The sequence below is a fragment of the Streptomyces sp. R41 genome, assembly GCF_041053055.1.
Classification (GTDB): domain Bacteria; phylum Actinomycetota; class Actinomycetes; order Streptomycetales; family Streptomycetaceae; genus Streptomyces.
Genome location: NZ_CP163443.1, coordinates 9,387,282 through 9,413,556 on the forward strand (window position 1 = coordinate 9,387,282; position 26,275 = coordinate 9,413,556).

19 protein-coding genes and 3 pseudogenes are annotated in these 26,275 nt (G+C 70.8%); 12 read left to right on the plus strand and 10 right to left on the minus strand.

Annotated features, from left to right (window positions below; translation table 11 throughout):
* Window positions 1–231 precede the first annotated feature (231 nt).
* A complete protein-coding gene (locus AB5J53_RS42660) occupies window positions 232–1,404 on the plus strand; it encodes a CapA family protein (RefSeq protein ID WP_369250948.1) in 1,173 nt (390 codons plus the stop codon).
* Here AB5J53_RS42660 and AB5J53_RS42665 read toward each other — a convergent pair.
* A complete protein-coding gene (locus AB5J53_RS42665; protein WP_369250949.1) occupies window positions 1,391–2,821 on the minus strand; it encodes an amino acid permease in 1,431 nt (476 codons plus the stop codon). The two genes, AB5J53_RS42660 and AB5J53_RS42665, sit on opposite strands and share 14 nt — an antisense overlap.
* Before the next feature lie 105 nt (window positions 2,822–2,926).
* Window positions 2,927–3,391, minus strand: coding sequence for a universal stress protein (locus AB5J53_RS42670; RefSeq protein WP_369250950.1), 465 nt, complete (start codon window positions 3,389–3,391; stop codon window positions 2,927–2,929).
* Between the two features lie 101 nt (window positions 3,392–3,492).
* Between AB5J53_RS42670 and lysX the strand changes: the two genes are divergently transcribed.
* Together lysX and AB5J53_RS42680 are read left to right on the plus strand one after the other, a co-directional pair.
* Window positions 3,493–6,771 carry a bifunctional lysylphosphatidylglycerol synthetase/lysine--tRNA ligase LysX gene (gene lysX / locus AB5J53_RS42675; RefSeq protein WP_369250951.1) on the plus strand — a complete coding sequence of 1,093 codons (3,279 nt, stop codon included), beginning with the start codon at window positions 3,493–3,495 and terminating at the stop codon, window positions 6,769–6,771.
* 80 nt (window positions 6,772–6,851) lie between these two features.
* Complete coding sequence (locus tag AB5J53_RS42680) at window positions 6,852–7,694, plus strand: polysaccharide deacetylase family protein (protein ID WP_369250952.1); 843 nt, start codon at window positions 6,852–6,854, stop codon at window positions 7,692–7,694.
* Window positions 7,695–7,901: 207 nt separating this feature from the next.
* Here the strand turns inward: AB5J53_RS42680 and AB5J53_RS42685 are convergent.
* From AB5J53_RS42685 to AB5J53_RS42700, 4 genes and pseudogenes are all read right to left on the minus strand, one after another.
* Window positions 7,902–8,194 (minus strand): annotated as a pseudogene (locus AB5J53_RS42685) (glycosyltransferase); the annotation flags it as partial.
* Between the two features lie 6 nt (window positions 8,195–8,200).
* The gene (helR, locus tag AB5J53_RS42690; protein WP_369250953.1) at window positions 8,201–10,372 is read right to left on the minus strand and encodes an RNA polymerase recycling motor ATPase HelR; all 2,172 of its coding nucleotides are present in this window, start codon (window positions 10,370–10,372) and stop codon (window positions 8,201–8,203) included.
* Between the two features lie 189 nt (window positions 10,373–10,561).
* Window positions 10,562–11,800 carry a glycosyltransferase gene (locus AB5J53_RS42695; RefSeq protein WP_369250954.1) on the minus strand — a complete coding sequence of 413 codons (1,239 nt, stop codon included), beginning with the start codon at window positions 11,798–11,800 and terminating at the stop codon, window positions 10,562–10,564.
* A gap of 395 nt (window positions 11,801–12,195) precedes the next feature.
* Window positions 12,196–12,858 carry a class F sortase gene (locus AB5J53_RS42700; RefSeq protein WP_369250955.1) on the minus strand — a complete coding sequence of 221 codons (663 nt, stop codon included), beginning with the start codon at window positions 12,856–12,858 and terminating at the stop codon, window positions 12,196–12,198.
* A 797-nt stretch (window positions 12,859–13,655) separates the two neighbouring features.
* Here AB5J53_RS42700 and AB5J53_RS42705 point away from each other — a divergent pair.
* Window positions 13,656–14,057: pseudogene (locus AB5J53_RS42705) on the plus strand (hypothetical protein); the annotation flags it as partial.
* A 118-nt stretch (window positions 14,058–14,175) separates the two neighbouring features.
* On the opposite strand, the gene AB5J53_RS42710 reads toward AB5J53_RS42705, so the two are convergent.
* The 3 genes from AB5J53_RS42710 to AB5J53_RS42720 all read right to left on the minus strand — a co-directional run bounded on the left by AB5J53_RS42710 (window position 14,176) and on the right by AB5J53_RS42720 (window position 16,318).
* Entirely contained in the window at window positions 14,176–14,724 is a 549-nt protein-coding gene (locus AB5J53_RS42710) for a hypothetical protein (protein WP_369250956.1), read from the minus strand.
* A gap of 226 nt (window positions 14,725–14,950) precedes the next feature.
* Window positions 14,951–15,715, minus strand: a complete 765-nt coding sequence (locus tag AB5J53_RS42715; protein ID WP_369250957.1) for a hypothetical protein — start codon at window positions 15,713–15,715, stop codon at window positions 14,951–14,953.
* Window positions 15,716–15,730: 15 nt separating this feature from the next.
* A complete protein-coding gene (locus AB5J53_RS42720; RefSeq protein ID WP_369250958.1) occupies window positions 15,731–16,318 on the minus strand; it encodes a hypothetical protein in 588 nt (195 codons plus the stop codon).
* Between the two features lie 270 nt (window positions 16,319–16,588).
* On the opposite strand from AB5J53_RS42720, the gene AB5J53_RS42725 reads away from it, so the two are divergent.
* The 8 genes and pseudogenes from AB5J53_RS42725 (at window position 16,589) to AB5J53_RS42760 (ending at window position 24,392) form a co-directional block, all read left to right on the plus strand.
* The gene (locus AB5J53_RS42725; RefSeq protein WP_369250959.1) at window positions 16,589–17,533 is read left to right on the plus strand and encodes an SCO0930 family lipoprotein; all 945 of its coding nucleotides are present in this window, start codon (window positions 16,589–16,591) and stop codon (window positions 17,531–17,533) included.
* A 535-nt stretch (window positions 17,534–18,068) separates the two neighbouring features.
* Window positions 18,069–18,881 carry an SAM-dependent methyltransferase gene (locus AB5J53_RS42730; protein ID WP_369250960.1) on the plus strand — a complete coding sequence of 271 codons (813 nt, stop codon included), beginning with the start codon at window positions 18,069–18,071 and terminating at the stop codon, window positions 18,879–18,881.
* On the plus strand, window positions 18,878–21,013 hold the full coding sequence (locus AB5J53_RS42735; RefSeq protein WP_369250961.1) for a putative bifunctional diguanylate cyclase/phosphodiesterase: 2,136 nt from the start codon (window positions 18,878–18,880) through the stop codon (window positions 21,011–21,013). Before AB5J53_RS42730 ends, AB5J53_RS42735 begins: the two co-directional genes overlap by 4 nt.
* A gap of 235 nt (window positions 21,014–21,248) precedes the next feature.
* On the plus strand, window positions 21,249–21,851 hold the full coding sequence (locus tag AB5J53_RS42740; protein WP_369250962.1) for an LAETG motif-containing sortase-dependent surface protein: 603 nt from the start codon (window positions 21,249–21,251) through the stop codon (window positions 21,849–21,851).
* Between the two features lie 117 nt (window positions 21,852–21,968).
* Window positions 21,969–22,421 (plus strand): annotated as a pseudogene (locus AB5J53_RS42745) (ATP-binding protein); the annotation flags it as partial.
* A 337-nt stretch (window positions 22,422–22,758) separates the two neighbouring features.
* On the plus strand, window positions 22,759–23,346 hold the full coding sequence (locus tag AB5J53_RS42750) for a hypothetical protein (RefSeq protein WP_369252961.1): 588 nt from the start codon (window positions 22,759–22,761) through the stop codon (window positions 23,344–23,346).
* On the plus strand, window positions 23,346–23,552 hold the full coding sequence (locus AB5J53_RS42755) for a hypothetical protein (RefSeq protein WP_369252963.1): 207 nt from the start codon (window positions 23,346–23,348) through the stop codon (window positions 23,550–23,552). The genes AB5J53_RS42750 and AB5J53_RS42755 overlap by 1 nt, the downstream gene beginning before the upstream one ends.
* A 60-nt stretch (window positions 23,553–23,612) precedes the next feature.
* On the plus strand, window positions 23,613–24,392 hold the full coding sequence (locus AB5J53_RS42760; protein WP_369250963.1) for an oxidoreductase: 780 nt from the start codon (window positions 23,613–23,615) through the stop codon (window positions 24,390–24,392).
* A 939-nt stretch (window positions 24,393–25,331) separates the two neighbouring features.
* Here the strand turns inward: AB5J53_RS42760 and AB5J53_RS42765 are convergent.
* Window positions 25,332–26,216 carry a LysR family transcriptional regulator gene (locus AB5J53_RS42765; protein WP_369250964.1) on the minus strand — a complete coding sequence of 295 codons (885 nt, stop codon included), beginning with the start codon at window positions 26,214–26,216 and terminating at the stop codon, window positions 25,332–25,334.
* Window positions 26,217–26,275 lie beyond the last annotated feature (59 nt).

The window sequence follows — 26,275 nt, forward strand, 5'->3', positions numbered from 1 at the left end:
GCGCGGGTCTGCGGTGGGCGGTCGAAGCCGTCGGTGAACGGTGCGATGAACGGTCCATCGGGGTGGGGTCCTCTGTCGCCGGGGCTCCGCCCCCGCACCCCCGTTCGCCCTGACGGCTCGTCCTCGAACGCCGGACGGGCTAAAGGTGTCGTTGCTCCTTGACTCTGGGCGCCCCTTGTATGTGGATTCCTACTCATTAATGGGAAAATTGGACCGTATTGGGGCCCGCTGATGACCACACGCAGGCGACAGACCACCACGGCCCTCGCGGCCGTACTCATCGCGGCCACCGCGGGCTGCCGGGCCCAGGGGCCGTCGGCGGCAGCGCCCAGCGGACCCGGTGGACAGCCCGCCGCCTCCGCCCCTTCCGCCGCACCCGGCTTCACCCTCGTCGCCTCGGGCGACGTGCTGCCGCACGGCACGATCATCGAGCGGGCGAAGACCTATGCGGGAGGCAACGGGTACGACTTCCGGCCGATGTTCGCGGCGGTCGAACCCGTCGTGGCCGGCGCCGACCTGGCGATCTGTCACATGGACACCGTGTACGGCGCGGACGGCGACTACACCGGGTACCCGAACTTCAGCTCCCCGCCGCAGGTGGCCGAGGGTCTCGCCGCGACGGGCTACGACGCCTGCTCCACCGCCTCGAACCACGCCCTGGACGACGGCGCCGCCGGCATTCAGCGCACCCTGGACACGCTGGACCGCGCGGGCGTACGGCACGCGGGGTCGGCGCGCACGGCGGACGAGGCGAACGGCGTCACCATGCTGCGCGCGGGCGCCGCCAAGGTCGCGCATCTCGCGTACACCAACGGCACCAACGGTTTTCCGCTTCCGCAGGAGCAGCCCTGGGCCGTCAACCTGATCGACCCTGACAGGATCGTCGCGGACGCCCGCGCCGCCCGGGCGGCGGGCGCCGACGTGGTCGTCGTCTCCCTGCACTGGGGCACCGAGTGGCAGGACGTGCCGGACGAGCAGCAGGTGCGGCTGAGCACGCAGCTGACCGCCTCCAAGACGAACGGGCGGCCCGACGTCGACCTGATCCTCGGCACCCACGCGCACGTCCCGCAGGCGTACGAGAAGGTGAACGGCACCTGGGTCGTCTATGGCCTTGGCGATCAGATCGCCGACGGGACGGTCGACCAGCAGGGCGTCCAGGACCCACGCGCCAACGAGAGCACCATCGGGCGGTTCACCTTCGCCCCGCCCGCCCACCGGGGCGGGCGCTGGGAGGTGACGAAGGCCGAGTTCCTCCCGCAGGCCTTCGACCTCGGCGCCGGTCGCGTGGTCAACCTCAACGCCGCCCTGGACCAGGGGGCCTCGGTCGGCGTCGTACGCGACTGGATCCGGGGCGTCGTCCTGAGCCGGGGCGCGGCCCAGGACGGGCTCCTCATGGGGAAGTAGCCGTGGTGTCCTTGGCCAGCTCCGAGCGCTTGTACGAGTACCCGAAGTAGATGACGCAACCGACCACGAACCACACCGCGAACCGCACCCACGTCTGCCACTGCAGGAACGTGATCAGCCAGATGGAGAAGACCACGCCCAGGGCGGGCACGAACGGCATCCACGGGGTGCGGAAGGTACGCGGAAGGTCCGGCTGCCGGTAGCGCAGCACGATCACCGCCGCGCACACCACCACGAACGCCAGCAGGATGCCGATGTTGGTGAGTTCGGCCGCCTGACCGATCGGGATGAACCCGGCGATGGCGGCCGACGCGAACCCGACGATCCACGTCACACGCGTCGGCACATGACGCGTCGGGTGCGTCTTCGCGAACCAGCTGGGGAGGAGCCCGTCCCGGCTCATGCTGAACCAGACACGGGTGACGCCCAGCATGAACGTGAACATGACCGTAAGGATGCCGATGATCGCTCCCACCGCGATGACATCCGCGAGACCGCTCAGGCCCACCGACTTGAACGCGGTGGAGAAGCCGCTCTCCTTGTCGATGTCCTTGTAGTTCTGCATGCCCGTCAGGACCAGACAGGCGGCCACGTACAGCACCATCGAGATCGCCAGGGAGTAGAGGATCGCCTTCGGCATGTGGCGCTGGGCGTCCTTCGACTCCTCGGCGGCCGTCGACATGGCGTCGTACCCGAAGACCGCGAAGAAGACGGTCGCCGCGCCGGTGAACGCGCCACTGATCCCGTACGGGAAGAACGGGTGGTAGTTGTCGGTGTTGATGTGGAAGACGCCCACGCCGATCACCATCAGCACCACCAGGACCTTCAGCACCACCACGACCGTCTCGAAGCGGGCCGCGTTCTTGATGCCCATGTTCAGCAGCCACGCGATGAGCACGCACAGGATCGCGGCGAACAGATCGACCCGGTGCCCGGAGCCGGTCCCGGGCGCGCCCAGCATCCAGTCGGGCAGGTTCGCGCCCATCTCCTCGACCAGGAAGCTGAAGTACCCGGAGATGCCGATCGCGACCACCGCCACGATCGCCGTGTACTCCAGGAGCAGGTCCCAGCCGATGAACCAGCCCGCGAACTCGCCGAGCACCGCGTAGCCGTACGTGTAGGCCGAGCCGGCTTTCGGGATGAGGCCCGCGAACTCCGCGTACGACAGCGCGGCCGCGGCGCTCGCGACGCCCGCGATGAGGAACGACACGACGACGGCGGGCCCGGCCGTGCCGTTCGCGACCGTGCCGGCGAGGGTGAAGATGCCCGCACCGATGATGCCGCCGACACCGATGGCGGTCAGCTGCCACAGACCGAGCGTCCGGTCGAGTTTCGGGCCCACCCCGATTTCGGTCTCTTCGATGTGTTCGATGGGTTTGCGGCGGAGAATGCCTTCACCCATTCGGAGCCCGGCCATGAGCCTCACCTCTTCGCAGACGGCAATCGGCTGACGGCGGATCATGATGGCCCAGCGGCGGCCGCGGCGAAAGATGCCACGCGAGCCGCGGGCGGCCCAAAAGACCTACGGCACGACCGTGACCGGCCAGCGCCCCGCCTTCACCAGCCGGATCGCCACCGACCCGATGATCCGGTGTCCCGCCTGCTCGGAGGCGCCGACCACCACGGCGTCCGCCTTGAGCTCGTCCGCGGCAGTCACCAGGCCGTTGTAGGGGTCGCCGCGGAAGGTGTGGAACTCCCAGCGCACGTCGAATATCCCCTTGACCCGCTCGGCCGCGTCCCGGATCTGCGCGACGAGGCCCTCGGCGATCTCGTCGGTCGTCTCGGCGACCGGCACCCCGAGCGCCGCCCCCGCCGCCATCACGGGCTGGACGTACACGACGGCGAGCAGCGCGTGCTGCCGTCGGGCCAGGCCACCGGCATATGACGCAGCGCGCAGCGAGGAGTCGGAGCCGTCCAACCCGACGACGATGACCTTGGGACCGTCCGTACCCCGCTCGAACCGATGCGAGTGCTGCTGTTCCGTCACGGCTGTGAGGCTACCGGAAACCGCAGGTCCCGCCCCCGTGGGGGGAGACGGTGATCTCGCTCGACGGGCGGGCACGCGCCGCGCTTCCTACAGTCGAAACCATGAGTGCCACCGTGGAGGCCCGCGCACCGAAGGACACCACAGGCCCGATACGGCCGTCCCGGAGCGGCGTCCTCAGCAAGGTGCCCGAGGGCTTCGCGGCGTTCTTCGGCGCGCTCGGAGTGCTCTGCGTCCTGCTGGCCTTCATCGAGCCCCTGCGACGGCTGCTGCGCCCCGTCGTGCGCTTCCTGGACCTGCTGACCGTCCCGGTCAGCGCCAACCTCGCGTACGCCGTGTTCCTCTTCCTGCTCGCCGGCGCGACCGCCGCCCGCAAGAAGGTCGCCTGGTGGCTGGTTGTCGTCTACCTCGGTCTCCTCATCCTCGGTGACGTCCTCGGCGTCGCGCTGGGTCTGTACGCCGAGTCGATCCCCTCCCTCGTCGTCTGCGCGCTCGCGCTGGTGCTGCTGATCGTGGCCCGCAAGGAGTTCTACGCGGCCCACCGGCGCGGCGCCGTGTGGCGGGCGCTGGCCGTGCTCCTGGCCGGTCTCGGCGTGTCGATCCTGGTCGGCTGGGGGCTGGTCGCGCTCTTCCCCGGCACGCTGCCGGAGGGCCAGCGGCTGCTCTGGGCGGCCAACCGGGTCTGCGGCGGTCTGGTCTCCGGGCGCTCCTTCGACGGGCGCCCGCCGCGCGCCCTGTCCTTCGTCCTCGGCCTGTTCGGCGCCCTCGCCCTGCTCAACGCCGCCGCCACGCTCTTCCGCTCCCAGCGCCTGGAGTCGGCCCTGCACGGCGACGAGGAGCCGCGCATCCGCGCCCTCCTCCGGGCGTACGGCGCCGAGGACTCCCTCGGCTACTTCGCGACCCGCCGAGACAAGGCCGTCGTCTTCTCGCGCAGCGGCAAGGCCGCCGTCACCTACCGCGTCGAGGCCGGTGTCTGCCTGGCCAGCGGGGACCCCGTCGGCGACCGAGAGGCCTGGCCGCACGCCATCGGCGTATGGCTGGACGTGGCCCGCCGCTACGCCTGGGCGCCCGCCGTGATGGGCGCCTCCGAGGACGGTGCGAAGGCGTTCGCGCGCGCCGGGCTCGGCGCGCTCCAGCTCGGTGACGAGGCGATCCTTTACGTCGCGGACTTCGACCTGGACGGCCGCGACATGCGTGTCACACGCCAGGCCGTCAACCGGGTGAAACGCACCGGCGCCACGTGCCGCGTACGCCGCCACTCCACCCTCACCGACCAGGAGATGGAGGAGATCGTCAACAGAGCCGACGCCTGGCGCGACACCGAGACCGAGCGCGGCTTCTCGATGGCCCTCGACCGGCTCGGCGACCCCTGGGACGGCGACTGTCTCCTCGTCGAGGCGATGGGAAGCGACGGCAAGCTGCTCGCACTGCTCTCCTTCGTGCCTTGGGGCCGCGACGGCATCTCGCTGGACCTGATGCGCCGCGACCGCAGCGCACCCAACGGGGTCATGGAGTTCATGGTCGCGGAGCTGTGCGCGGTCGCCGGGAAGTTCGGCGTGCGGCGCATCTCGCTCAACTTCGCGGTGTTCCGCTCGGTCTTCGAGGAGGGCGCCCGCATCGGCGCCGGGCCGGTGCTCAGGCTCTGGCGCCGACTGCTGCTGTTCTTCTCCCGGTGGTGGCAGCTGGAGGCGCTGTACCGGTCCAACGCCAAGTACCACCCCGAGTGGTACCCGCGCTTCATCTGTTACGGCGAGACCGGCTCCCTCGCCCGCATCGGCCTCGCGTCCGGCATCGCCGAGGGCTTCGTCTCCGTGCCCTCGCTGCGCAAGCTCTGGGGCAAGGGTCACGCGAAGAGCGGCCCCGAACCCGCCGGCACCGAAGGCCTGCCGTCGCTGTCGGACCTCGGCCTCGACGGAGGGGACGAGGCCGGTGTCGGCGCTCCCACCGCGGGCCTGCCCGAACAGGTCCGCATCCGGCACCGCAAACTCGACCGGCTGCGGGCCGACGGCACCGATCCCTACCCGGTGGGCATCCCCCCGCGCACCCACGCCCTCGCCGACGTCCGCGAGGGCGCGCGCGTGACCGTCGCGGGGCGCGTCATCCTCGTACGCGACTTCGGCGGCATCCTCTTCGCCGTGCTGCGCGACTGGTCCGGCGACCTCCAACTGGCCCTCACCTGCAGGGAGTCCGGGGCCGCGCTCGACCGGTTCCGGCAGGACGTCGACATCGGCGACCACATCAGCGCCGACGGTCTCGCGGGCGTCAGCGACAAGGGCGAGCGCACCGTCTTCGTCACCTCCTGGCAGCTCACCGGCAAGTGCCTGCGCCCGCTGCCCGACAAACACCGCGGCCTCGCCGACCCCGAGACGAAGGTGCGCCGCCGCTATCTCGACCTGGTGTCCAGCCCCGACGCCCGCCAGGTCGTACGCGCCCGCTCCACCGCCGTGCAGGCGCTGCGCCAGGGCCTCCTGGACCGCGGCTATCTGGAGGTCGAGACCCCGATGCTCCAGCAGATCCACGGCGGCGCCAACGCCCGGCCCTTCACCACCCACATCAACGCCTACGACCTGAACCTCTACCTGCGCATCGCACCCGAGCTCTACCTCAAGCGGCTGTGCGTCGGCGGCCTGGAGAAGGTCTTCGAGATGGGCCGCACCTTCCGCAACGAGGGCGTCTCCTACAAGCACAACCCCGAGTTCACGATGCTGGAGGCCTATCAGGCCTTCGCCGACTACGACGTGATGCTCGACCTCACCCGCGAACTGATCCAGGGCGCCGCGACCGCCGCCTTCGGAGCGCCGATCGCCCGCAAGGACCGCACCGAGTACGACATCTCGGGGCCCTGGCCCGTCAAAACGGTGTACGGCGCGATCTCGGAGGCCCTGGGGGAGGAGGTCGACGCCGACACCGAGCTGGAGACGCTGCTGCGGCTGTGCGACCGCGCAGGCGTGCCGTACACGGCGGACGACGGTCGCGGCGAGGTCGTACTGGAAATGTACGAACGACTGGTCGAGGAGAAGACCCAGCTGCCCACGTTCTACAAGGACTTCCCGACCGACGTCTCCCCACTGACCCGGCAGCACCGCACCGACCCGCGGCTCGCCGAGCGCTGGGACCTCGTCGCCTTCGGCACGGAACTGGGCACCGCCTACTCGGAGTTGACCGACCCGGTCGAGCAGCGCCGTCGGCTGACCGCGCAGTCGCTGCTCGCCGCCGGCGGAGATCCCGAGGCGATGGAGCTCGACGAGGACTTCCTCGACGCCCTGGAGTACGCGATGCCGCCCACCGGAGGCCTCGGCATCGGCGTCGACCGGCTGATCATGTTCCTCACCGGGTTGACGATCCGTGAGACATTGCCGTTCCCCCTGGTGCGCCGCCGCTGAAATGGTCCGAGCGGGTGCTTTCGTGGGTGCGCACCGTGTTGCTCAGCTTCGCCGCCGTTCCACGGGGTGACTGATGAGTCATGCAAAAGGATCAGCTGCTCACCCGGCGCCGGGCGTTGATCGCCGGCGCCGCCGTTCTGGGCGCGGCCGGGGCGGGCATGGCCCGCGTCCTGACCGATGAACCGGCAGCCAAGCCGGTGCGGAGTCTCCCTCCGGTCTCGGGCCCCGAGGCGCGCCGCGCCCTCAAGCCCTCCGCCTATCGCCTCGAGCCGATGGCCGGATACGGTCCCCCGCGCCACACGCCCGCACGGACCGTGGTCAGGCACCAGCCGTTCCTGCGCATGTCGGGGCGTGGCCACACCATGGTGCTGACCTTCGACGACGGCCCCGACCCGCGCTACACGCCTGCCATCCTGCGCACCCTGCGCAAATACGACGTGCGCGCGATGTTCTTCGTGTGCGGGGAGATGGCCGTCGACAACAAGGACCTGCTCGGCGAGATGGCCGACGACGGACACATCGTCGGCAACCACACCTGGACCCACCCCCTGCTGACGCAGCTCTCGCGCTCGGCGATCCACTCCGAGATCGAGCGCACCTGCGAGGTCATCGACGACGCCTACGGCGAGCCGCCCGTCTGGTTCCGCGCGCCGTATGGTGCCTGGAACCGGGCGACCTTCCAGATCGGCGCCGAACTGGGCATGGAACCGCTGGCCTGGACGGTCGACTCACTCGACTGGACGACCCCGGGCACCAAGACCATCGTCCACCGGGTCGAGAGCGGCGCCGCCCCGGGTGTCGTGGTCCTCTCGCACGACGCGGGCGGCGACCGCTCGCAGAGCGTCCGGGCGTTGCGCAACTATCTGCCGAAACTGCTGGATTCCGGCTACCACATCACCGTGCCGCGCCGGAGATTCACATAGAGCCCATCACACGATCACGGTTGGGCTCGTTCGAGGCGACGCCGGCGGATGAGGGTGCAGGCGAGGGAGATGAGGGCGTCGTGGCGTTCGGTGCGGCGGCGCCGGGCACTTTCCCCGGCTCGACGATCCCGCGTGGTTCACGCGGGCACTGGCGGCCTTGCTCGGCTGACCGCCTCGAGCAGCGGCTTCGCGGCCACCGGGTTCCGCCGTCGTCGTGGTGCCGCGCCGCCGTGGTGCACGACGGCGGCCACCCGGCCGAACAGCGCCTGGTGGTTGACCTCGCCGACGGCGAAGCAGTCGTCCCGGTCGTCGATCAGGGCCGGGTCCGCCCAGCCGCGCCCGACGAGTACGCGGCGGCCCTGCGCGCGGATCGCCACGATGGCCACCTGGGCGATGTCCTTCGAGTCGCGCATGGGCATGCTGCCGAAACCCACGTACACCGGCGGTGTGCCGGCGTCCAGGAACGCCACCAGCTCGGCCGGGAGCGGGCGTTCGTCCGGCCGACGTCAGGAGCTCGTGAGGATGACGAGTTGCTGGGTCGCTCGGGTCATCGCGACATAGCGGTCGACCGCTCCTTGGATGCCCTTGCCGAACGCCTCTGGGTCGATGAGGACGACCAGGTCGAACTCGAGCCCCTTCGACAGCTCCGGGGTCAGCGACCGGACGCGGGACGTCGCCCGGAATGTGGGATCACCGATGACGCAGGCGATCCCATCGGCATGTGCGGCGAGCCAGGTGCCGAGGATCGAGCTCAGATCCGAAGCAGATCCGTGTACGACGGGGACGTCGCCGCCGCGGATGGAGGTCGGCACGTTGGCGTCCGGGAGCACGGCCCGGATGACCGGCTCGGCTTCCGCCATGATTTCTTCCGGCGTCCGGTAGTTGATGCTCAGGGAGGCCAGGTTGATCCGGTCGAGTCCGATCCGCTCGAGCCGTTCCCGCCACGACTCCGTGAACCCGTGCCTGGCCTGGGCACGATCCCCGACGATGGTGAAGCTCCGTGACGGGCACCGGAGCAGCAACATCTGCCACTCCGCGTCGGTCAGTTCCTGAGCCTCGTCCACGACGATGTGCGCGAACGGGCCGGCGAGCAGATCCGGTTCGACGGTGGGCAGTTCGGACTCGTCGACCAGGCTGACCTGGGCATCCTCGCCGCGCAACATCGTCACCAGGCCTTCGCCGTCGTCACCGTCGGCGCCGGAGTCGGCCGCGGCCTCGATCAGGTTGTCGACGACCTGCGCCATGCGCTCGCGCTGGGCGGCGAGGGTGGCCTCGTGCCGGCGCTTGCGCCGCGCCGTCTCCGGGTCGCCGAGCCGTTGCCGGGCCGCGTCCAGGAGCGGCAGGTCGGACACCGTCCAGGCCTGGGGGTCCTCCTTGCGCTGCAGCTTGCGGACCTCGTCGGGGCTGAGCCACGGAGCGCACTTGCGCAGGTAGGCGGGGACCGACCACAGGTCTGCGACGAGGTCGGCCGCCTCGACCAGCGGCCACGCGTGGTTGAAGGCCGCCAGCAACTCCCTGTTCTGCCGCAGCGACCTCCGGAGCAGGGCGGGCGAGGCCTCCTCGTCGTGCTTGTCCACCAGGATCGTGAGCAGCTCCTCCCAGACCTGGTCGCGCGCCTCGTTGTGCGGGGTACCGGGTTCCGCCCCTTCGAACGCCTCGGCCCAGTCGTCGGCGCTCAGCCAGACGTCGGACCAGTGGGTCTCGACGGTCATCCCCTTGGTGGGCGGCTCCTCGTAGATGCCGACGGCCGCCTCGATCGCCTTGACCATGTCCGCGGACGACTTCAGCCGGGCCACGTCCGGGTCGGTCTCCATCGTTGCCGCTGCTCCCTCGGAGACGAGGTCCCGCAGGGTGCAGGTCTGCACGCCCTCCTCGCCGAGGCTGGGGAGGACGTCGGCGACGTAGGCCAGGTAGGGCCGGTGGGGACCGACGAACAGCACGCCGCCGCGACGGTGAGCGAGGCGAGGGTCGGAGTAGAGGAGGTAGGCGGAGCGGTGCAGCGCGACGACGGTCTTTCCCGTGCCCGGACCGCCGTCGACGACGAGAGCGCCGCGGGATCCCGCCCGGATGATGGCGTCCTGGTCGGCCTGGATGGTGCCGAGCACGTCTCGCATCCTCGCCGACCGGTTGCTGCCCAGGCTGGCGATGAAGGCGGACTGGTCGTCGAGCGCGGCGTGCCGTTCAAGCCCGTCAGCGGTGAACACCTCGTCCCAGTAGTCGCTGATCCGGCCGCGGGTCCAGCGATACCTGCGGCGGCTCGCCAGACCCATCGGATTGGCGTGGGTGGCTCCGAAGAACGGCTCGGCCGCGGGGGAGCGCCAGTCGACCAGCAGCCGACGGCCCACGCTGTCCGTAAGGCCAAGTCGTCCGACGTACACGGGCTCGGGGTTGTCCGCGCCGACCATGTGTCCGAGGCACAGGTCCAGACCGAAGCGACGCAGTGCGCGCAGGCGAGCGGTCAGCCGGTGGATCTCCGTGTCGCGGTCCATCGCCTGCCGGCCGATGCCGCCGGGCGACCTGCGCTCGGCATCGAGGCGGTCGGACAGCTCGGCGATCGACTGCTCGAGGCACTCCGCGATGGCCGCGAAGTGCTGCTCATCGCCGGCGATCAGCGTCGGGTCGGCCTTGGGGGAAAGGCGGTCGGGAAGGTCAAATGCCCTGGTAGTCAGGGGGCTCACGCAATTAGCTCCGATCTGAGGTCGCTTGCGACCATTGCGCGCGGCAAGGCGTCCGGACCGGCGTGACGAACGTGGTGGCCATGACGAGCAACGCTCCGTCTGACGTGGACCCCGTGGTCGTTGTCGGTTCAGGTCGCCAGGGCTTGCAGGTTCTCGGTTCCGGGTCCTGGCTCGACGATCCCGCGTGGTTCACGCGGGCACTGGCGGCCTTTCTCGGCTGACCGCGTCGAGCAGCAGCTTCGCGGCCACCGTCGCCCCGTCGGTCCGGATCGTTCCGGCGACGGCGGTCGCTCGTGCGCGGGTCTCGGGGGTCAGGGCCGCCTTGAGCGCGGCCGACAGGGACTCGAAGGTCGGAGTCGGACCGTCGTGTGCCGCGCCGATGCCCAACGCGGCCACCCGGCCGGCCCAGTACGGCTGGTCCACGATCTGGGGTACCACCACCTGGGGCGCGCCTGCCCGGGCGGCCGTCGTCGTCGTGCCCGCGCCGCCGTGGTGCACGACGGCGGCCACCCGGCCGAACAGTGCCTGCTGGTTGACCTCGCCGATGACGAAGCAGTCGTCCCGGTCGTCGGTCAGGCCAAGGTCGGCCCAGCCCTGGGCGACGACTGCGCGGCGGCCCTGCGCGCGGACCGCCTCGATGGCCACCTGGGCGACACCCTTCGAGTCGCGCATGGGCATGCTGCCGAAGCCCACGTACACCGGTGGTGCGCCGGCGTCCAGGAACTCCATCAGCTCGGCCGGCAGCGGGCGTTCGTCCGGCAGGATCCACGCGCCGGTCTGTACGACGTCGAGGTCCGACGGCTCCCGCCACGGCCCAAGGACCGGGTCCGCCGCCAGCCAAGGCCGGTCGGTGAAGACGTGGTTGCGGACGTCGTCCACCGGTGGCCGACCGATCGACACCCGGTGAGCGTTGAGCCCTGGGCCGAACAGCGCGTTGTAGCTCAGGGCGTTCAGGTCCCACAGCGCCCGGTTGTCGGTCATGTCCGGTGGGAACGGCCGGCCCGGCAGCGGGTGCGGCGCGTGGTGCGGCGACGGCAGCATGGTCGGGAAGTAGCTCACGTACACGAAGTGGATGCCCAGCTTCTCGGCCACCGACTGCGCCCCGGCCACGGCCGGGACCAGGCCGGTCGCCACCACCGCGTCACACCCCTCGGCCGCCGCGGCGACCGCCTCGTACTGCGCGGCGACCAGCGCGGCGGCGCGCTGGGGCAGGCCCTCCGGCAGCGGCGTCGTCCCGGTCACCAGCGTGCGCACCGGCTCGGCGGCCGGCACCAGCTCCACGCCGACACCGGCCAGCAGTTTCGCGAACTCCTTGTCCGGCGGCGCGCACACCCGCACCTCCGCGCCGAGTGCCCGCAGCTGCACCGCGAGTCCCGCCATCGGCTGGACATCGCCGCGCGATCCATACGTCGACAACAACACGCGCACTGAGTGACTCCCAATTTCCGCAGATTCCGGCCTCGGCCGGTGATTCTGCGGCACGACAGGGGCCTTGCGGCAAGCCCCCCAGTGCGCTATAAGTTGAGAGTGGCAAGGAGTGGGTGACCTCCTTGCCTTTCCTTTTGCCGTCCGCCGTGGACGGACAACCTCCTCGCGAAGCGGCGCCGCGCCGCGTACGGCGGTGGCGTCGTCCCAGGAGCATCTCCCATGGGCCTGCGGATGCAGCCGCGGAACGAGAAGCTCGCGGAGAAGCGAACCTCCACGGCCTGGGCCGGCGACGCCTCGAACGAGCCCAACCATGATCGTGTGATGAGCTCATAGGTCCGTGGGCGGAACTTCGAAAGTTCCGCCCACGGACTTTCGCCCAGCCAGTCGGGGAACGCTCAGCGCACCTCGGCCAGGCGGGCGAATACGACGACGTTTCCGTCGTAGCCGTGCTGCTTGGAGAAACCGCCTCCGCAGGTGAGGACCCGCAATTCGGGAGTTCCCTTGCTGCCGTACACGCGATCACCGGGGAAGTTGTTCTTCGCGAAGACCTCGATGCCGTAGACCTCGAACGACGCGGTCTTCCCGTCCCTGCGCAGGACGTCGATCCGGCTTCCCTTCTTGAGCGCTCCCAGTCCGTAGAAGACGGCAGGGCCCCGCGTGTTGTCCACATGGCCCACGATCACGGCCGTGCCCTTTTCGCCGGGCGAGACCGCGCCGGTGAACCAGCCCGCGAGATTCGGGTTGTCAGGGGGCGGCGCGGCGACCCAGCCGTCGATGTCCAGACCCACCGGCATGATCGGTGCATCGACCTGGATCGCCGGGATCCTGACCCGGTCCGCCAACGAGTACGGCAGCGCGGTCGGCGCGCTCGAGAAGGTACCGCCAGGGGTGCGGCTGTCCGCTGCCGCCGCCGAAGCAGGCTGCGGAGGGCCCACGTCGAACTCACCGGAACCATTCCGGATGAGTGCCAGGCCGGTCAGCAGAACAAGCGCTATCACGCCCCATGGGGCGCGCTTCTTCTGCCGCTCCTCCTCTTCGGCCAGCTCGGACGCAAACATTCGCAATCCCCTCTCGACGCGGCCGTCGCCGTGTCACTCGCGCATATGAGAAAGCTAAGTGCAACATGCCCGACGGGCGACGGGGCGAGGGCGAACGGGTGGCGGCGTCCATCTGTCGTGAGCCATCCGAGTTGCCACGGGCAGGTTTTTTCTGACGGTCCGTGACCTGCGGCAATATCCGATTGTGTGGAATTCTCTCGGCGTGTCTTCTCACCAGGACGGACCATTCTCGAAATGCGGCCCTGTGCAGGGCATCTGAGGGTCTGTCTGGGAGGCGCTTTCTCGCCGATCGACCGGGGACGGTTCCCGGGGCGTCTTCCGCGGAGGATCACATGCGAAACTCACGTGCCCTGGCGGCCGCGGCCACCGTGGTCGCCGTCGTCGGGTTCGCCGCCCCCGCGGCCGTCGCGGACGGTATGGGCGGGGCGGGCGGTCAGAGCGACAACAATGTGGTTGGCCCGGGCGGCGCCGTGATTGTGCCGGGCAACATCGGGGCTGTGCCGGGCAACATCGGGGTTGGGCCCGGCAACATCGGGGTTGGGCCGGGCAACAACAACGGATTTGGTCAGGGCAACAACAACGGGTTCCGGCCGGGCAACGAACATGGGGGTGGGCAGGGCAACAACAACGGATTCGGCCAGGGCAACAACAACGGATTCGGCCAGGGCAACAACAACGGGTTCGGGCCGGGCAACAACAACGGGTTCGGGCCGGGCAACAACAATGGGTTCGGCAACGACAACGGGTTCGGGCCGGGCAACGACAACGGGTTCGGGCCGGGCAACGACCACCGGGGTCCGAGGAACATCGTCGCCACGCCCAACGTCATCGCCGCCGGCGGCCGGCTGACGGTGACGGTCGAGGGGTGCCGCAACGGCGGCACGATGACCTCGCCCGCGTTCCGGCGCACGAGCCTCTCGCGGGTCGCGGGCAACAACGACACGGCGAGCGGAACGGCGACCATCGACCGTGACGCGCGCCCCGGCTGGTACGACATCACGGTCGACTGCGTCGGGGTGGGCGCCCTGACCCGCCCCAACGCCTTCACGGTCATCGGCGGTGTCCGCGGTGGTCTCGGCGGCAGCAGCTCCACGGGCGCCACGCCCACCGACATGGCGATCGGCGGTGGTCTGGTGGCCTCGGCCATCATCGGCGGCGGAGTGTTCTGGATCCGCCGCAGATCCGAGAAGAGGATCTGAGCGCCCCTTCGGAGACCGGCCCACCCCTTCAAGGACCGGAGCTCCCCCCTCGGAAACCGCACGGGACCCTTCGCCCCGGACCCTCCGCAGGCCCGGGGCGAAGGTCTGCGTAGCTCCGTCAGGAGTCATCGGCCGCGGCGCGGCGGCGCGACATGTACCACGCCGTACCGACGGAGCCTGCGACGAGCGTGGCTCCCAGGCCGATCTCCTTGAGGTCGAAGCCGCCGACACTGCCGCCGGCACCGGCCCTGACACCCCGTTCCGCGGGGACCGCGACAGGCGTCGGGTCGCCTGGAGGACCGGTGGCGATGGTGAGCTCCGTGTGACCGCTCACCCCGTCGCAGCTGAACGTCACCTCGTACACGGCACCCGGTTTTGCGTCCCGGTCCACCGTGGCCGTGGCCGAGGACTGACCCGGCCGAATGGTGACGGTGTCGAAGACGCCGGAGGAGACCGTGGCGCTGCCCTTGCACCCCCCGTCCTTGTTCAGCAGCAGCGTGACCCGGCCGCCCGCGGAGATGGTCGACGGCTGGACGCTGAAACCGAACGGGGTGATGTTGTGGTCGTCCCCGTCCCCGTCCCCGTCATCGGCGACGGCGACGGGTGCGGAGAAGGTCAGGGCCGTGACGCTCAGCAGTGCGGCCGCAGCGACGCGTATCGCGTGCATGGTGAGCCTCCGGGTCCCCGAGGAGCCTTGCTGCGGACCTTTTCCGCTGTGCGTCGGAAATGCGCCTCGACGATCGAAACGCTAGGAAAGGGCGCGCGCCGGCGCGATCCCAGTCGCGCAAATGGGGCAACCGCGTGGGCCGTACGGGGGGCGGTGTCGATGCAGATGGGGGACGGGCGCGGCGTGGCGCCCGGCCCCCGGCTGCGGAGCGTCTAGTGAGGGTCCGTCACCCGGGAAGGTGCGGGAACAGTGCGGTGAACGGTTCCGCCGAGGCGGTGATCCCCCGGCTGTAGGGCGCGTCGAAGTCCCAGATCAGGAAGAGCAGGAAGGCGATCAGGGCGGAGAACAGCCCGGCGAGGATCAGCTCGCGGGTGGTGCGCCGGATCTGCAGCGCGAAGACCATCCCGACGGTGACCACGGCGCCGGTGATGAGCCCGAACCACACCACGCCCGGCATCGTCGCCCCCGTCGAGTCGGCGCGGGCGCTGCGCGCGGCGTCCGCCGCCGTCACCTGGTCGACGAGCGGCTGGTACGCCTGCGCCTCGAAGTCCGTCTTCGGCTGGTAGTCCGTGACGTCCTGGCGGATGCGGTCGAAGAGCCGGCCGCCCTGAGCGGTCACATGGCCGTCGTCGGCCATGGTCTTCCACTCGGTCGTGACGACGTGGCCGACATACGCGTTGACGTCCCCGCGGATGCGGTCGCGCACATCGGGCGGGTAGACGCGGACCCGCTCCGAGATTTCGTGCAGTGCCTGGGCCTCCGCCTGCACATGGTCCTGTGCGCCGCCGCGGGCCTCCCAGACACCGGCGATGGCCAGGCCCAGAACGATGGCGTAGACCACGCCGATCATCATCGTCATGTACTCGATCACGTCCGGGGTCTCGGACGGATCCTCGTCCTCTCGGGCCCTGCGATGGCGTACGAGGGCCACGATGAGGACGACGACACACGCGGCAGCCATCGCGAGGGCGAGAACAAGCCAATCCGACAAGGGTGCCTCCAGGGGTCAGCGCGGGCGCAGCGCCGCGACGGCGAACACCGCGGGCGCGGTGATGAGCAGGGTGAGCGAGACCAGCGACGGGCCGCTGCGGGGTGCGTGCTTGTGCGGCGGGGAGTGGTACGCCGGATAACTCACCGGGGTCGGCGACAGCTTGGGACGCTTCTTCGGGGGCTTGGGGTGCGCACTCGGCGTCGGTGGTGGCGTGGGGGTGGGCCGCGGCGCCACGGGCCGTGGTGTCGGCGCCGGCGGAGGAGGGGGCGGGGGAGGCGGTGGTTCGGGTCTCGGCGCGTGAGTGGGCGTGGGGGTCGGCGTCGGCTTCGGGGTGGGCGTCGGCGTAGGGGTCGGTGTGGGTGTCGGTGACGGGCAGGGCGGTGGTGGTGTGGGGCACCAGGCGGTGTCCCCGGCGACCGCCATCGCACCGCTCCCCGCGACGGCCACCGCCGTGGTCCCGTCGCCGTCCGGGCCGGTGGAGGCGTACGCGCACGCGTCGGCCGCGGCCGTTCCGCTCGGCGCGCCGGTGAGAATCCAGGTGAGCGCGAGCAGCGCCAACACCCGTATGACGAGGGCGGATCGGGTCCGTTTGGGTCCATGCACGACGAAGATCATGGGTCGTACGGCGGCCGCGTACGCCGGAGTGCCGGGGATTGCCCCCGAAGGGGGGACTTGCGCCTTCCGGCGGTTTGACGGACCGCGTGGGACGCGCCCATGGGTGCGCACACATGCGCGAACCTCGCGGCTCGCGTCACAGGGTTCGGAAAGAAATTTGTGAGCCGATTGAACACTCCCACCGCTCCCGCCCGTACCTAGGGCCATGCGCGGCGCAGCAGGGCGCTGCAACACCAATGCGAACAGCGGGAGTTACCAATGAAGACCTCCTGGCGGAGCGCCTCACTCGTAGCGGCAGCTGCGGCCGTGCTGGCGCTCACGACGGCGTGCGGTCAGGAACAGGGCACCCAGTCGACGGGGAGCCAGAACGTGGGAGCCACCGCGGCCGCCGGTGATTATGGATCGAGCACCAGCCCCGGCAATGGCTACGGTGCCGATTCCGGGACCCAGCAGAGCGCCGCGGCCCAGGCGGAATCCGCAGGTCAGCTCGCTGTTACCGAAAGCACGAAGCTGGGCAAGGTGCTGACCGACAGCGCCGGGTTCACCCTCTACCGCTTCGACAAGGACACGGCCGAACCGCCGAAGTCGAGCTGTGACGGAGACTGCGCGAAGGCCTGGCCGCCCGTGCCCGCAGAGGGCGCCGAGGCCGCCACCGGCGTGGACAAGACGCTTCTTGGCGAGGTCACCCGATCGGACGGCACGAAGCAGCTGACCATTGCCGGCTGGCCGATGTACCGGTATGCGAAGGACACGAAGGCCGGGGACACCAACGGCCAGGGTGTGGGCGGTACTTGGTTCGCGTCGGCCCCCAATGGCAAGAAGGCGACCCTGGCCGACCTGCCCGGCCTGTCGGTCCGCAAGGACCCGAAGCTCGGCGACATCGTCGTCGACAAGAACGGCATGACCGTCTACCGCTTCATGAAGGACCAGGCCTGGCCCGTCTCGAAGTCGGCCTGCACCGGCGCCTGCCTGGAGAAGTGGCCGGCGGTCTCGCCGGTCTCGGCGGACGACACCAAGGGTGTCAAGAAGAAGGGCCTCATGGGCTTCACCCGCCCGGACGGCGTCAAGCAGATGACGGTCAACTGCTGGCCCATTTACACCTTCTCCGGTGACACGGCTCCCGGGGACACCAACGGTCAGGGCGTGGGCGGCACGTGGTACGCCGTTTCGCCCGACGGAAAGCCGGTCGGCGCGTCGGAGTAGAGGATCACCTCCCCAGGGTTGATTCGCCTCGCCAGACAGCAACGGAAACGCGGAAGGGAGGGGACGCAGACAGGCAAGTGAGCCGGACGAACGGAACAACGCGCGCGACCCCGGGTCCGCCCCCTCCGCACCGCACGGAGGGGGCGGGCCGTTTGGCGTGCCCGGACGTGAAAGGCCCTGGCGGGCCACGACTGTTGAGCAATGAAAGATCTTGGCCGTTCCACGATGCCGATCGGTGAAAGATCTTGGCGTGCTACGACTGTTGAGCTGTGAATGACCTTGGCGACTCTGCGGATACCGTGACCACTCTTCGTAACTCTTCGGAGCTTTTTGGAATGCTTCGCAGCGATTTCGCAGGGGCGGTGAGTGGCGTGCTCGAGCGGCGTTCGCGGGGCGCCAATTCGGCACTTGCCGGAGGCAGTGACCGGGAACGGACGGTCAATTTCCGTTTTGGCTCGCTCCTTTGGCGGGCGATCAGTAGCCTCAGCTCGAACACCGGATCGCCTACGCCGTCGACTACGCCTTGGAGAGATAGATGGAGCGTCCCGCCTGGGCCCCCCGGAACATTGACATCTCGGTGCCGAGCGTGTCCCGTATGTATGACTACTACCTGGGCGGTTCGCACAACTTCGAGGTCGACCGGGAAGCGGCACGCAAGGCGATGGAGTTCATGCCGGGACTTCCCAAGATCATGCAGGCGAACCGGGCGTTCATGCGCCGCGCCGTGCGCTTCGCGGCCGACGAGGGCATCTCCCAGTTCCTGGACATCGGTTCAGGCATCCCGACCTTCGGAAATGTCCACGAGGTCGCCCAGGCGGCCAGACCCGGCGCGCACGTCGTGTACGTCGACCACGACCCGGTGGCCGTCGCGCACAGTCAGGCCGTCCTGCGGGGCAACGAGGGCGCGGACGTCGTGGCCGCCGATCTCCTCAAGCCCCAGGAGATCCTGGCAAGCCCTCAGGTTCAGCATCTGATCGACCTGAACCGGCCGATCGCCCTCCTTCTCGTTGCCATACTTCACTTCGTGGAGGACGCGGACGACCCGTACGCAGCGGTGGCGGAACTGCGCGACGCGCTCGCGCCGGGCAGCCTGCTCGTCGTCACGCATGCCTCCTATGAGGGAATTCCGCTCCCTCCGGAGCGGGCCGAGGGCGCGGTGGACGTCTACAAGAACATCCGCAACCCGCTGATCATGCGCTCGCGCGAGGACATCGCGCGGTTCTTCGAGGGGTACGACATGGTGGAACCCGGACTGGTGCCGATGCCGAACTGGCGGCCCGACACGGCACTCGAGGACGAGGATCCTTATTCCTTCTCCGGGTTCGCCGGCGTGGGGCGCACGGCGTGACCGCCGAGCCGGACGGGCCGGAGGACAGACTGCGCCGGTTCGCGACGATCTGGAGCCGGGCCGTCTTCCCGGTCACCTCGACGTCGCTGACCCGACCCGAGTTCGAGCAACAACTGGTGCCGCTCGCCCGGCGGTTGAGCGACGCGCTGCGGGCCAGGACCTTCGACGCGTCCGAGGGCCAGGCGGTCGGCGCCGCACTCGTCGCCGCGCATTGCACCGACCCGGAGGCGCTGAGCCGCGCCCTCGACTGCGTGGACGCGTATCTGGTGCTCTACTGCGGTGAGGACGGGCCCCAGGAGGCGCTGCGGACCCGGTCGGCACGGCTGCAGCACGCCATGGCCGCCGGATTCGCGCAGGCGCTGCGCGAGCGGACGCTCGCCGAGCAAGAGGCCATCTCCCAGGCGGCGTTGAACGCGCGCAGCGCGGTGGCCGAGGCGCTGCACGCCAGCGAGGCCCGCTTCCGCGCGGTGTTCGAGGGCGCGGCCATAGGGATCGGCATCGCCGACCTCGAAGGCAACATACTGCAGGTCAACGGGGCCCTGCTGCGCATGTTCGGCGGCTCCGAGCAGTCGATGCGCGGCCGCAGGGTCCCCGAGTGGACGCACCCCGAGGACGCTCCCCAAGTGTGGCGCCTGTATGAGGAGTTGGTACGCGGCGAGCGCGAGCACTACCACGTCGAAAAAGCCTTCTACCGTCCCGACGGCACCGCCCTGTGGACCAATCTGACGGTCTCGCTCCTGCGGGACGCGGATGGCGAACCCCAGTACCAGCTGGCGCTGATGGAGGACACCACCGAGCGGCGGCTGCTCAATCTGCGGCTGCGCTACGAGGCCACGCACGACGCGCTCACCGGACTGCCCAACCGGACCCTGTTCTTCGAGCGCCTGGAGAAGGCGCTGTCCGCGGGTGAGGGCCAGCGCTTCGGCCTGTGCTACCTCGACCTCGACGGCTTCAAGACCATCAACGACAGCCTCGGGCACGCCGCCGGCGACCGACTGCTCGTCGAGGTCGCCGACCGGCTGCAGTCCTGCGCGACCGCCCCCGGCGAGATGGTCGCCCGGCTCGGCGGCGACGAGTTCGTGGCGCTCACGACGGGCCCCGACACCGAGCGCGAGGTCGACGCGCTCGCCGACCGGATCATGAACGCCCTCGTGACCCCTGTCCGTATCGACGGCCGTGAACTGACGGTCCGCGGCAGCATCGGCATCGTCGAGGGCCCGGCGGGTGAGCGCGGCCCGGCAGAGGTGCTGCGCAGCGCCGACATCACCATGTACCGGGCCAAGTCCGCGGGCGGCAACCGCTTCGAGCTCGCCGACCCCGAGGCCGACGCTCGCGCCATCACCCGGCACGGACTCACCACCGCGCTGCCCGCCGCCCTGGACCGCGGCGAGTTCTTCATCGAGTACCAGCCGCTGGTGCACCTCGGCGACGGCAGCGTGCGCGGCGCCGAGGCGCTGGTGCGCTGGCTGCACCCGCAGCACGGCGTGCTGGGCCCCGACCGTTTCATCCCGCTCGCCGAGCACACCGGGCTGATCGTTCCGCTCGGCCGCTGGGTTCTGGAGCAGTCCGTGCGCCAGGCCCGCGCTTGGCAGGAACGACACGCCAACGCGGGCCCGCTGCGGATCAACGTCAATCTGTCGCCGTGCCAGCTGACCCATCCCGGCCTGGTCCAGGACACGGTCGACATCCTGGAGCGCGAGGGGCTCGACGCCGACGCGCTTTGCCTGGAGGTCACCGAGTCCGCGCTGATCGGCGCCGACGACGACCTCCTCAAGCCGCTGCGGCGCCTGGCCGAAATGGGCGTGGACATCGCCCTCGACGACTTCGGCACTGGCTACTCCAACCTCGCCAACCTGCGCCGACTGCCGGTCAGCATCCTCAAGCTGGACCGATCCTTCACCCAGGGCATGCAGCAGTTCCCCGCGGACCCGGTCGACCTGAAGATCGTCGAGGGCATCGTCTCCCTCGCCCACAGCCTCGACCTCGCGGTCACCGTCGAGGGCGTGGAAACGGGCGCCCAGGCCGAGCAGTTGCGGATACTGGGCTGCGACACGGCCCAGGGCTGGTACTACGCCCGCCCGGGCCCGCCGGAGCGGCTGCACGAACTGGCGCTGGTGGACGCGACCGGCTGACGACGCGCGGTACGCGGGCCCGGACGACTGGTACGGGCCCGCGACACCTCGGCAGCAACTGCCACGCACTCCCACGGCGTTGTTGTCGTCGGCCCCCCCTTGAGGCTCCTGTGAACGGCGGTAGTACTGTGCCGCCTGTTTCACTTCGATACGAACTCCGTAGCCTCCCGGGGAACCCGTGCAGACAGCGTGCAGGACCGGCCGGTGTTTCAGTGCGTGGCGCCGCCCGGCTGCCTTGGCGGCGGCCTCCGCGGCAGCCGTCGGGGTCGGGCTGACGGCCACCCCGGCCTCGGCCCACACCCCCGCCTGGTCGGTGACCTGTTCGCAGGTGACCGTCGACCTGACGAACTACACGGTCCAGGTCATCAACACGGTCGAGGTGACGGACGACGGCAAGGACCTCGCGCCGTTGTTCACCTTCCGCGATGAGCTCCACCACACGTACGCCATACCGAGGCACGACAAGCCCGTCTCGATCCACATCGTGGTGACGGCCGGCGACGGCGGCGACACGTTCGAGGACACCAAGACGTCCCCGGTGTGCGACACGGCTACTCCGTCGGCCACTGCGACCTCGACGACCCCGAGCTCGACGACCCCGGCCTCGATCGCTCCGGCCACTGCCACGTCCACCGGTACGTCGTCGAGCGCGTCGTCCGCCCCGTCGTCGAACTCCCCGTCGGCGGCCGGCGCGACCCCGACCGACTCGGCCGCGCCACTGGCCGAGACGGGTTCCTCCAGCGCCACTCCGCTGATCGCCGCGACGGCCGGCGTCGTCGTGGCCGCCGGCGCCGCTCTCCTGCTGGTCGCCCGCAGGCGCAGGGCCACCCGCCCCTGACCGTTGCTCCGTACGTCCCGGTTCGTCGGCTGCCGACGACTGGGACGACCCACAGGAATGCCCCCGGCTGTGCTCGGCGATAGCGTGAGCCGCAGCGGGGGGGGAGAGAGTGGGCGGATGGCGGACGAACAGCAGATCGTCGGTCGGGAGGGTGAGCTCTCCGAGCTCTCCCGGCTCGCCGCGTCGCCCGACGGCCGGGCCCTGTTGCTGCGCGGCGAGGCCGGGGCCCGCAAGAGCGTCCTCCTCGACGCGGCAGCGGCGGACGCCGCCGCACTCGGACACCGGGTGATCCGCGCGGCCGGCGTCGAAGCGGAGACCGGGCTGCCGTTCGCCGGCCTGCGTCAGGTGCTGTATCCGCTGCTCCCGCGTGCCGCCGACCTCGACGATCGAACCCGCGCGGCGTTCGACATCGTCTTCGGCGGTACGACGGGCGAGGCACCGTCCGTGATGGCCCTCGGCATCTCCGTACTCGACCTGCCGGCCCTGGCTTCCGGCGACGTGCCGCTGCTCGTGGCGATCGACGACGCCCACTGGTTCGACCCGCAAAGCGCCGAGGTCGGCCGGTTCATCGCGCGTCGGCTCGCAGGGCACGCCGTGCGGATGGCCATCGGCTTACGCGCCGACACCGCTTCGGCCAGGGGCGCGGCCGGGCTGCCCGGGCTGATCGTCCCGCCGCTCGCCCCCGACGCGGCGGCCCGGCTGCTCGACGAGCGCGCCCCGCACTTGCCGACCGGCGCCCGCAGCCAGGTCCTGGAACCGGCGCAGGGCAACCCGCCTCGCCCTGCTGGAGCTGCCGCGCGCCCTCGGCCGGGGCGCGGGGTCGGGCGAACTGCCGCTGTCCCGGCGCGTCGAGCACCTCTACGGCGACCGGATCCAGGCCCTCGCCCGGGCCGAGCGCACCGAGCTGTTGCGGGCCGCTCTCGACGGCGCCGCCACGGGCGGAGCGCCCGCGCCGGCCGGCCGGGCCCGCTACCGGATGAGCAACGTCGACGCGGCGCTCGCCGGCGGTCTGCTCACCGTGGACGGCGCCACCGGAGACCTGGTCTTCCGTCATCCGCTGGTCCGCTCCGCCCTGTTGCAGTCCGCCACACCGAACGAGCGGCGCGCGGCCCACGCCGAACTGGCCCGGCTGCACCGCGAGGACATCGAACGCCAGGCCGCGCATCCGGCGAAGCTGCTGGGCGCGGGCCTGGGCCGGGCCGCCGTGGCCATCGGCCCGGCCCAGATCAAGGGTGTCAAGGCGCTGCCCCCGGCGCAGCCGCGCGCGGGCTTCCCGGTCCTCGGCAATCCCGCGAACCGCCGCCGCGCCGTCTCCCTCACCGCCGCGCAGTTCCGTTACGGCCTCGGCAACGCGCTGCCGCCGGCCGTGTCCGACGACCTGCACGCCCGCCTCACCATCCCCTCGCCGGGCCGGCCGCTCTTCCAGGCCGCGTTCGCCAACTTCGCCCGACGGTCCCCGGCGGCCGTGGCCACCGACAACACGGACCGCTGCTGATGATCTCCGGCCAGGCCGACCACACTGTCCCCGACGTGGTGACCCGCTTGGCCTACAAGCTCTACGGCGATTCGCCGGCGGTCACCGACCTCAAGCAGTTCCCCGACCGCGGCCACTCCCAGGTCGTAGACCACGGTTGGCGGACTGTGGCCCTTCAGTGGCCGGCCGACCAGGACATCCACGGCCGCGACGCAACGGGCGCCTGACGGGACATACATCCAATCGGCGCCCGGTGGCCGGGTGCCGCAGCGAAGGAGTCGAGACGAATGAGCACGGAACTTCAGGGCAGGACCGCGGTCGTGACCGGCGCCAGCAAGGGCATCGGACTGGCCGTCACGGAGGCGCTGGCCGGGGCGGGGGCGACGGTGGTCGCCGGATCCCGCACCACCTCGCCGGGCCTGGACGCGCTGATCAAGCACGGCACCGTCACCTGGGTACCCGTCGACCTCACCGAACCCGGTGCCGCCGAACAGCTCGTGCAGGCGGCGGACGGCCGGATCGACGTCCTGGTCAACAATGTCGGCTCGGCCCCGGCCCGCACCGGCGGCTTCCTCTCGATCACCGACGAGGACTGGGCCCGCACCGTCGACCTGAACCTGCTGACGGCCGTACGGGTCACCCGCGCCGCCCTACCGGTGATGCTGGAGGCCGGCCGGGGCTCGGTGGTGACGATCGCCTCGGTCAACGCCACCCTGCCAGACCCCCTGGTGATCGACTACAGCGCAGGCAAGGCCGCCCTGGTCGCCTTCTCCAAGGCACTGTCGAAGGAGGTCGGCCCCAAGGGCATCCGGGTCAACACCGTCAGTCCGGGCCCGGTCGAGACGGAGCTGTGGCTGGGCGGCGACGGCGTGGCCGCGACCGTCTCGGCCGCCGCCGGGATCACCCCCGACGAGGTGGTGGCAGGGGCGGCCGGCGCCACGGTCACCGGCCGCTTCTCCCAGCCGCAGGAGGTCGCCGAACTGGCCCTCTTCCTCGCCGGCGACCGCGCCCGCAACATCACCGGCAGCGACCTGGTCATCGACGGGGGCTTCATCCCAACGTGGTGACGACTACAGGGCCTGCCCGCACCAAGCACGGCTGCATGAGCACCGCAGCCCCATAGGCGCACAAGCCACGACGCACCCGCAGTCGCCGACGCACGCGAGGGGACGTACCGGAACGTCCGCCAGGTGCACAAGCCACGACGCACCCGCGGTCGCCGACGCACGCGAGGGGACGTACCGGAACGTCCGCCAGGTGCACAAGCCACGACGCACCCGCGGTCGCCGACGCACGCGAGGGGACGTACCGGAACGTCCGCCAGGTGCACAAGCCACGACGCACCCGCGGTCGCCGACGCGCGTGGGGGGAGGTGCCGGAATGTCTGCCAGGTACACGCGCCACGACGCACCCGCAGTCGCCCACGCACGCAAGGGGACGTGCCGGAACGTCCGCCCGCAGCGGATGGCGCGTCACCGCCGGGTTTCTCGGAAGCCGACCGATTCCGCGCCAGACCGAGGACGGATGCTCCGGCACGGCCCCGACCCACCACCGGACCGCAGGCGAACCGGCAGTGCGCACAACCCGTCGACGGCGACGCGGGCACGGCCCCGACCCACCACCGGACCGCAGGCGAACCGGCAGTGCGCACAACCCGTCGACGGCGACGCGGGCACGGCCCCGACCCACCACCGGACCGCAGGCGAACCGGCAGTGCGCACAACCCGTCGACGGCGACGCGGGCACGGCCCCGACCCACCACCGGACCGCAGACGAACCGGCAGCGTGCACAACCTGTCGAGGCCGACGGACGGGCGGACGGGCGGACGGGCGGACGGACGGGCGGACGGGCGGACGGGCGGACGGGCGGACGGACGGGCGGACAGGCGGACAGGCGGACAGGCGGACGGGCGGACGGGCGGACGGGCGGACGGGCGGACAGGCGGACAGGCGGACAGGCGGACGGACGGCGCCAGATCAACCGCCCCGGACGTTTTCCACCCGCCTCAGCGCTCCAGCAGCATCCGCTGCAGCTCCCGGGCCGCCCGCGGCGGAGCCACATCGCTGCGATGCGCCAGCGCGATCGTCCGGTGCAGCCCGGGCCGGGCCAGCGGTGTCACCCGCAGCCCCCGCCCGGACCGGGTCGCGACCATGCGGGGTACGACGGCCACGCCGAGCCCCGCCCGGACGAAGCCGAGGACGGCGTCCATCTCGCCGCCCTCGACGGCGAAGTCGGGTTCGAAGCCCTCGGCGCGACAGGCGGCAACCGTGAGTTCTCGCAGGTCGTAGCCATGCCGGAACATCACCAGACGCTCACCTTCCAGATCGGCGACACGGACCGTGCGTCGACCGCGGCCGGGTGCGGGGGCTTCCGGCGACGACACCACCACCAGGTCCTCGCGCAGCAGCTCCACCGTGGTCAGCGCGGGGGACGGCGTCGGCAGGGGCAGGACGACCAGCGCGAGGTCGAGCGCGCCGCGCGCGAGCTCTCGTACGAGATCGTGCGAACCGCCCTCCTCGATCAGCAGCCGGATACCCGGATAGCGGTCGTGGAAGGCGCGCAGCACGTCCGGGAGCAGACCGGTGCACACGCTCGGGGTCGCGCCGAGGCGGACCCGGCCGCTGCGCAGCTGGGCCAGTTCCTGCACCTCGTGCCGGGCCGTGTCCGCGTCCGCCAGGATGCGCCGGGCCAGCGGCAGCAGCGCCTCGCCCGCGTCCGTGAGCGTGATGTTCCCGCGTGCCCGCAGGAACAGATCCGCCCCCAACTCCCGCTCCAGCGCCTTGATCTGCTGGGACAGGGACGGCTGGGCGACATGGACCAGATCGGCGGCCCGGGTGAAGTGCCGGGTCTCGGCGACCGCCACGAAGTACTGGAGCTGTTGGAACTGCACACTGCCACGATAGTCCACACCTATGGAATCGAGCCGGACCATGTCTTGGACCGATCGGC

What these genes read in the sequence shown, in the direction of transcription:
- AB5J53_RS42680 (WP_369250952.1), top strand. Translation starts at nt 6,852, where the DNA reads ATGCAAAAGGATCAGCTGCTCACCCGGCGCCGGGCGTTGATCGCCGGC.
- AB5J53_RS42755 (WP_369252963.1), top strand. Translation starts at nt 23,346, where the DNA reads ATGATCTCCGGCCAGGCCGACCACACTGTCCCCGACGTGGTGACCCGC.
- AB5J53_RS42700 (WP_369250955.1), bottom strand. Translation starts at nt 12,858, where the DNA reads ATGTTTGCGTCCGAGCTGGCCGAAGAGGAGGAGCGGCAGAAGAAGCGC.
- AB5J53_RS42760 (WP_369250963.1), top strand. Translation starts at nt 23,613, where the DNA reads ATGAGCACGGAACTTCAGGGCAGGACCGCGGTCGTGACCGGCGCCAGC.
- AB5J53_RS42730 (WP_369250960.1), top strand. Translation starts at nt 18,069, where the DNA reads ATGGAGCGTCCCGCCTGGGCCCCCCGGAACATTGACATCTCGGTGCCG.
- AB5J53_RS42725 (WP_369250959.1), top strand. Translation starts at nt 16,589, where the DNA reads ATGAAGACCTCCTGGCGGAGCGCCTCACTCGTAGCGGCAGCTGCGGCC.
- AB5J53_RS42710 (WP_369250956.1), bottom strand. Translation starts at nt 14,724, where the DNA reads ATGCACGCGATACGCGTCGCTGCGGCCGCACTGCTGAGCGTCACGGCC.
- lysX (WP_369250951.1), top strand. Translation starts at nt 3,493, where the DNA reads ATGAGTGCCACCGTGGAGGCCCGCGCACCGAAGGACACCACAGGCCCG.
- AB5J53_RS42665 (WP_369250949.1), bottom strand. Translation starts at nt 2,821, where the DNA reads ATGGCCGGGCTCCGAATGGGTGAAGGCATTCTCCGCCGCAAACCCATC.
- AB5J53_RS42660 (WP_369250948.1), top strand. Translation starts at nt 232, where the DNA reads ATGACCACACGCAGGCGACAGACCACCACGGCCCTCGCGGCCGTACTC.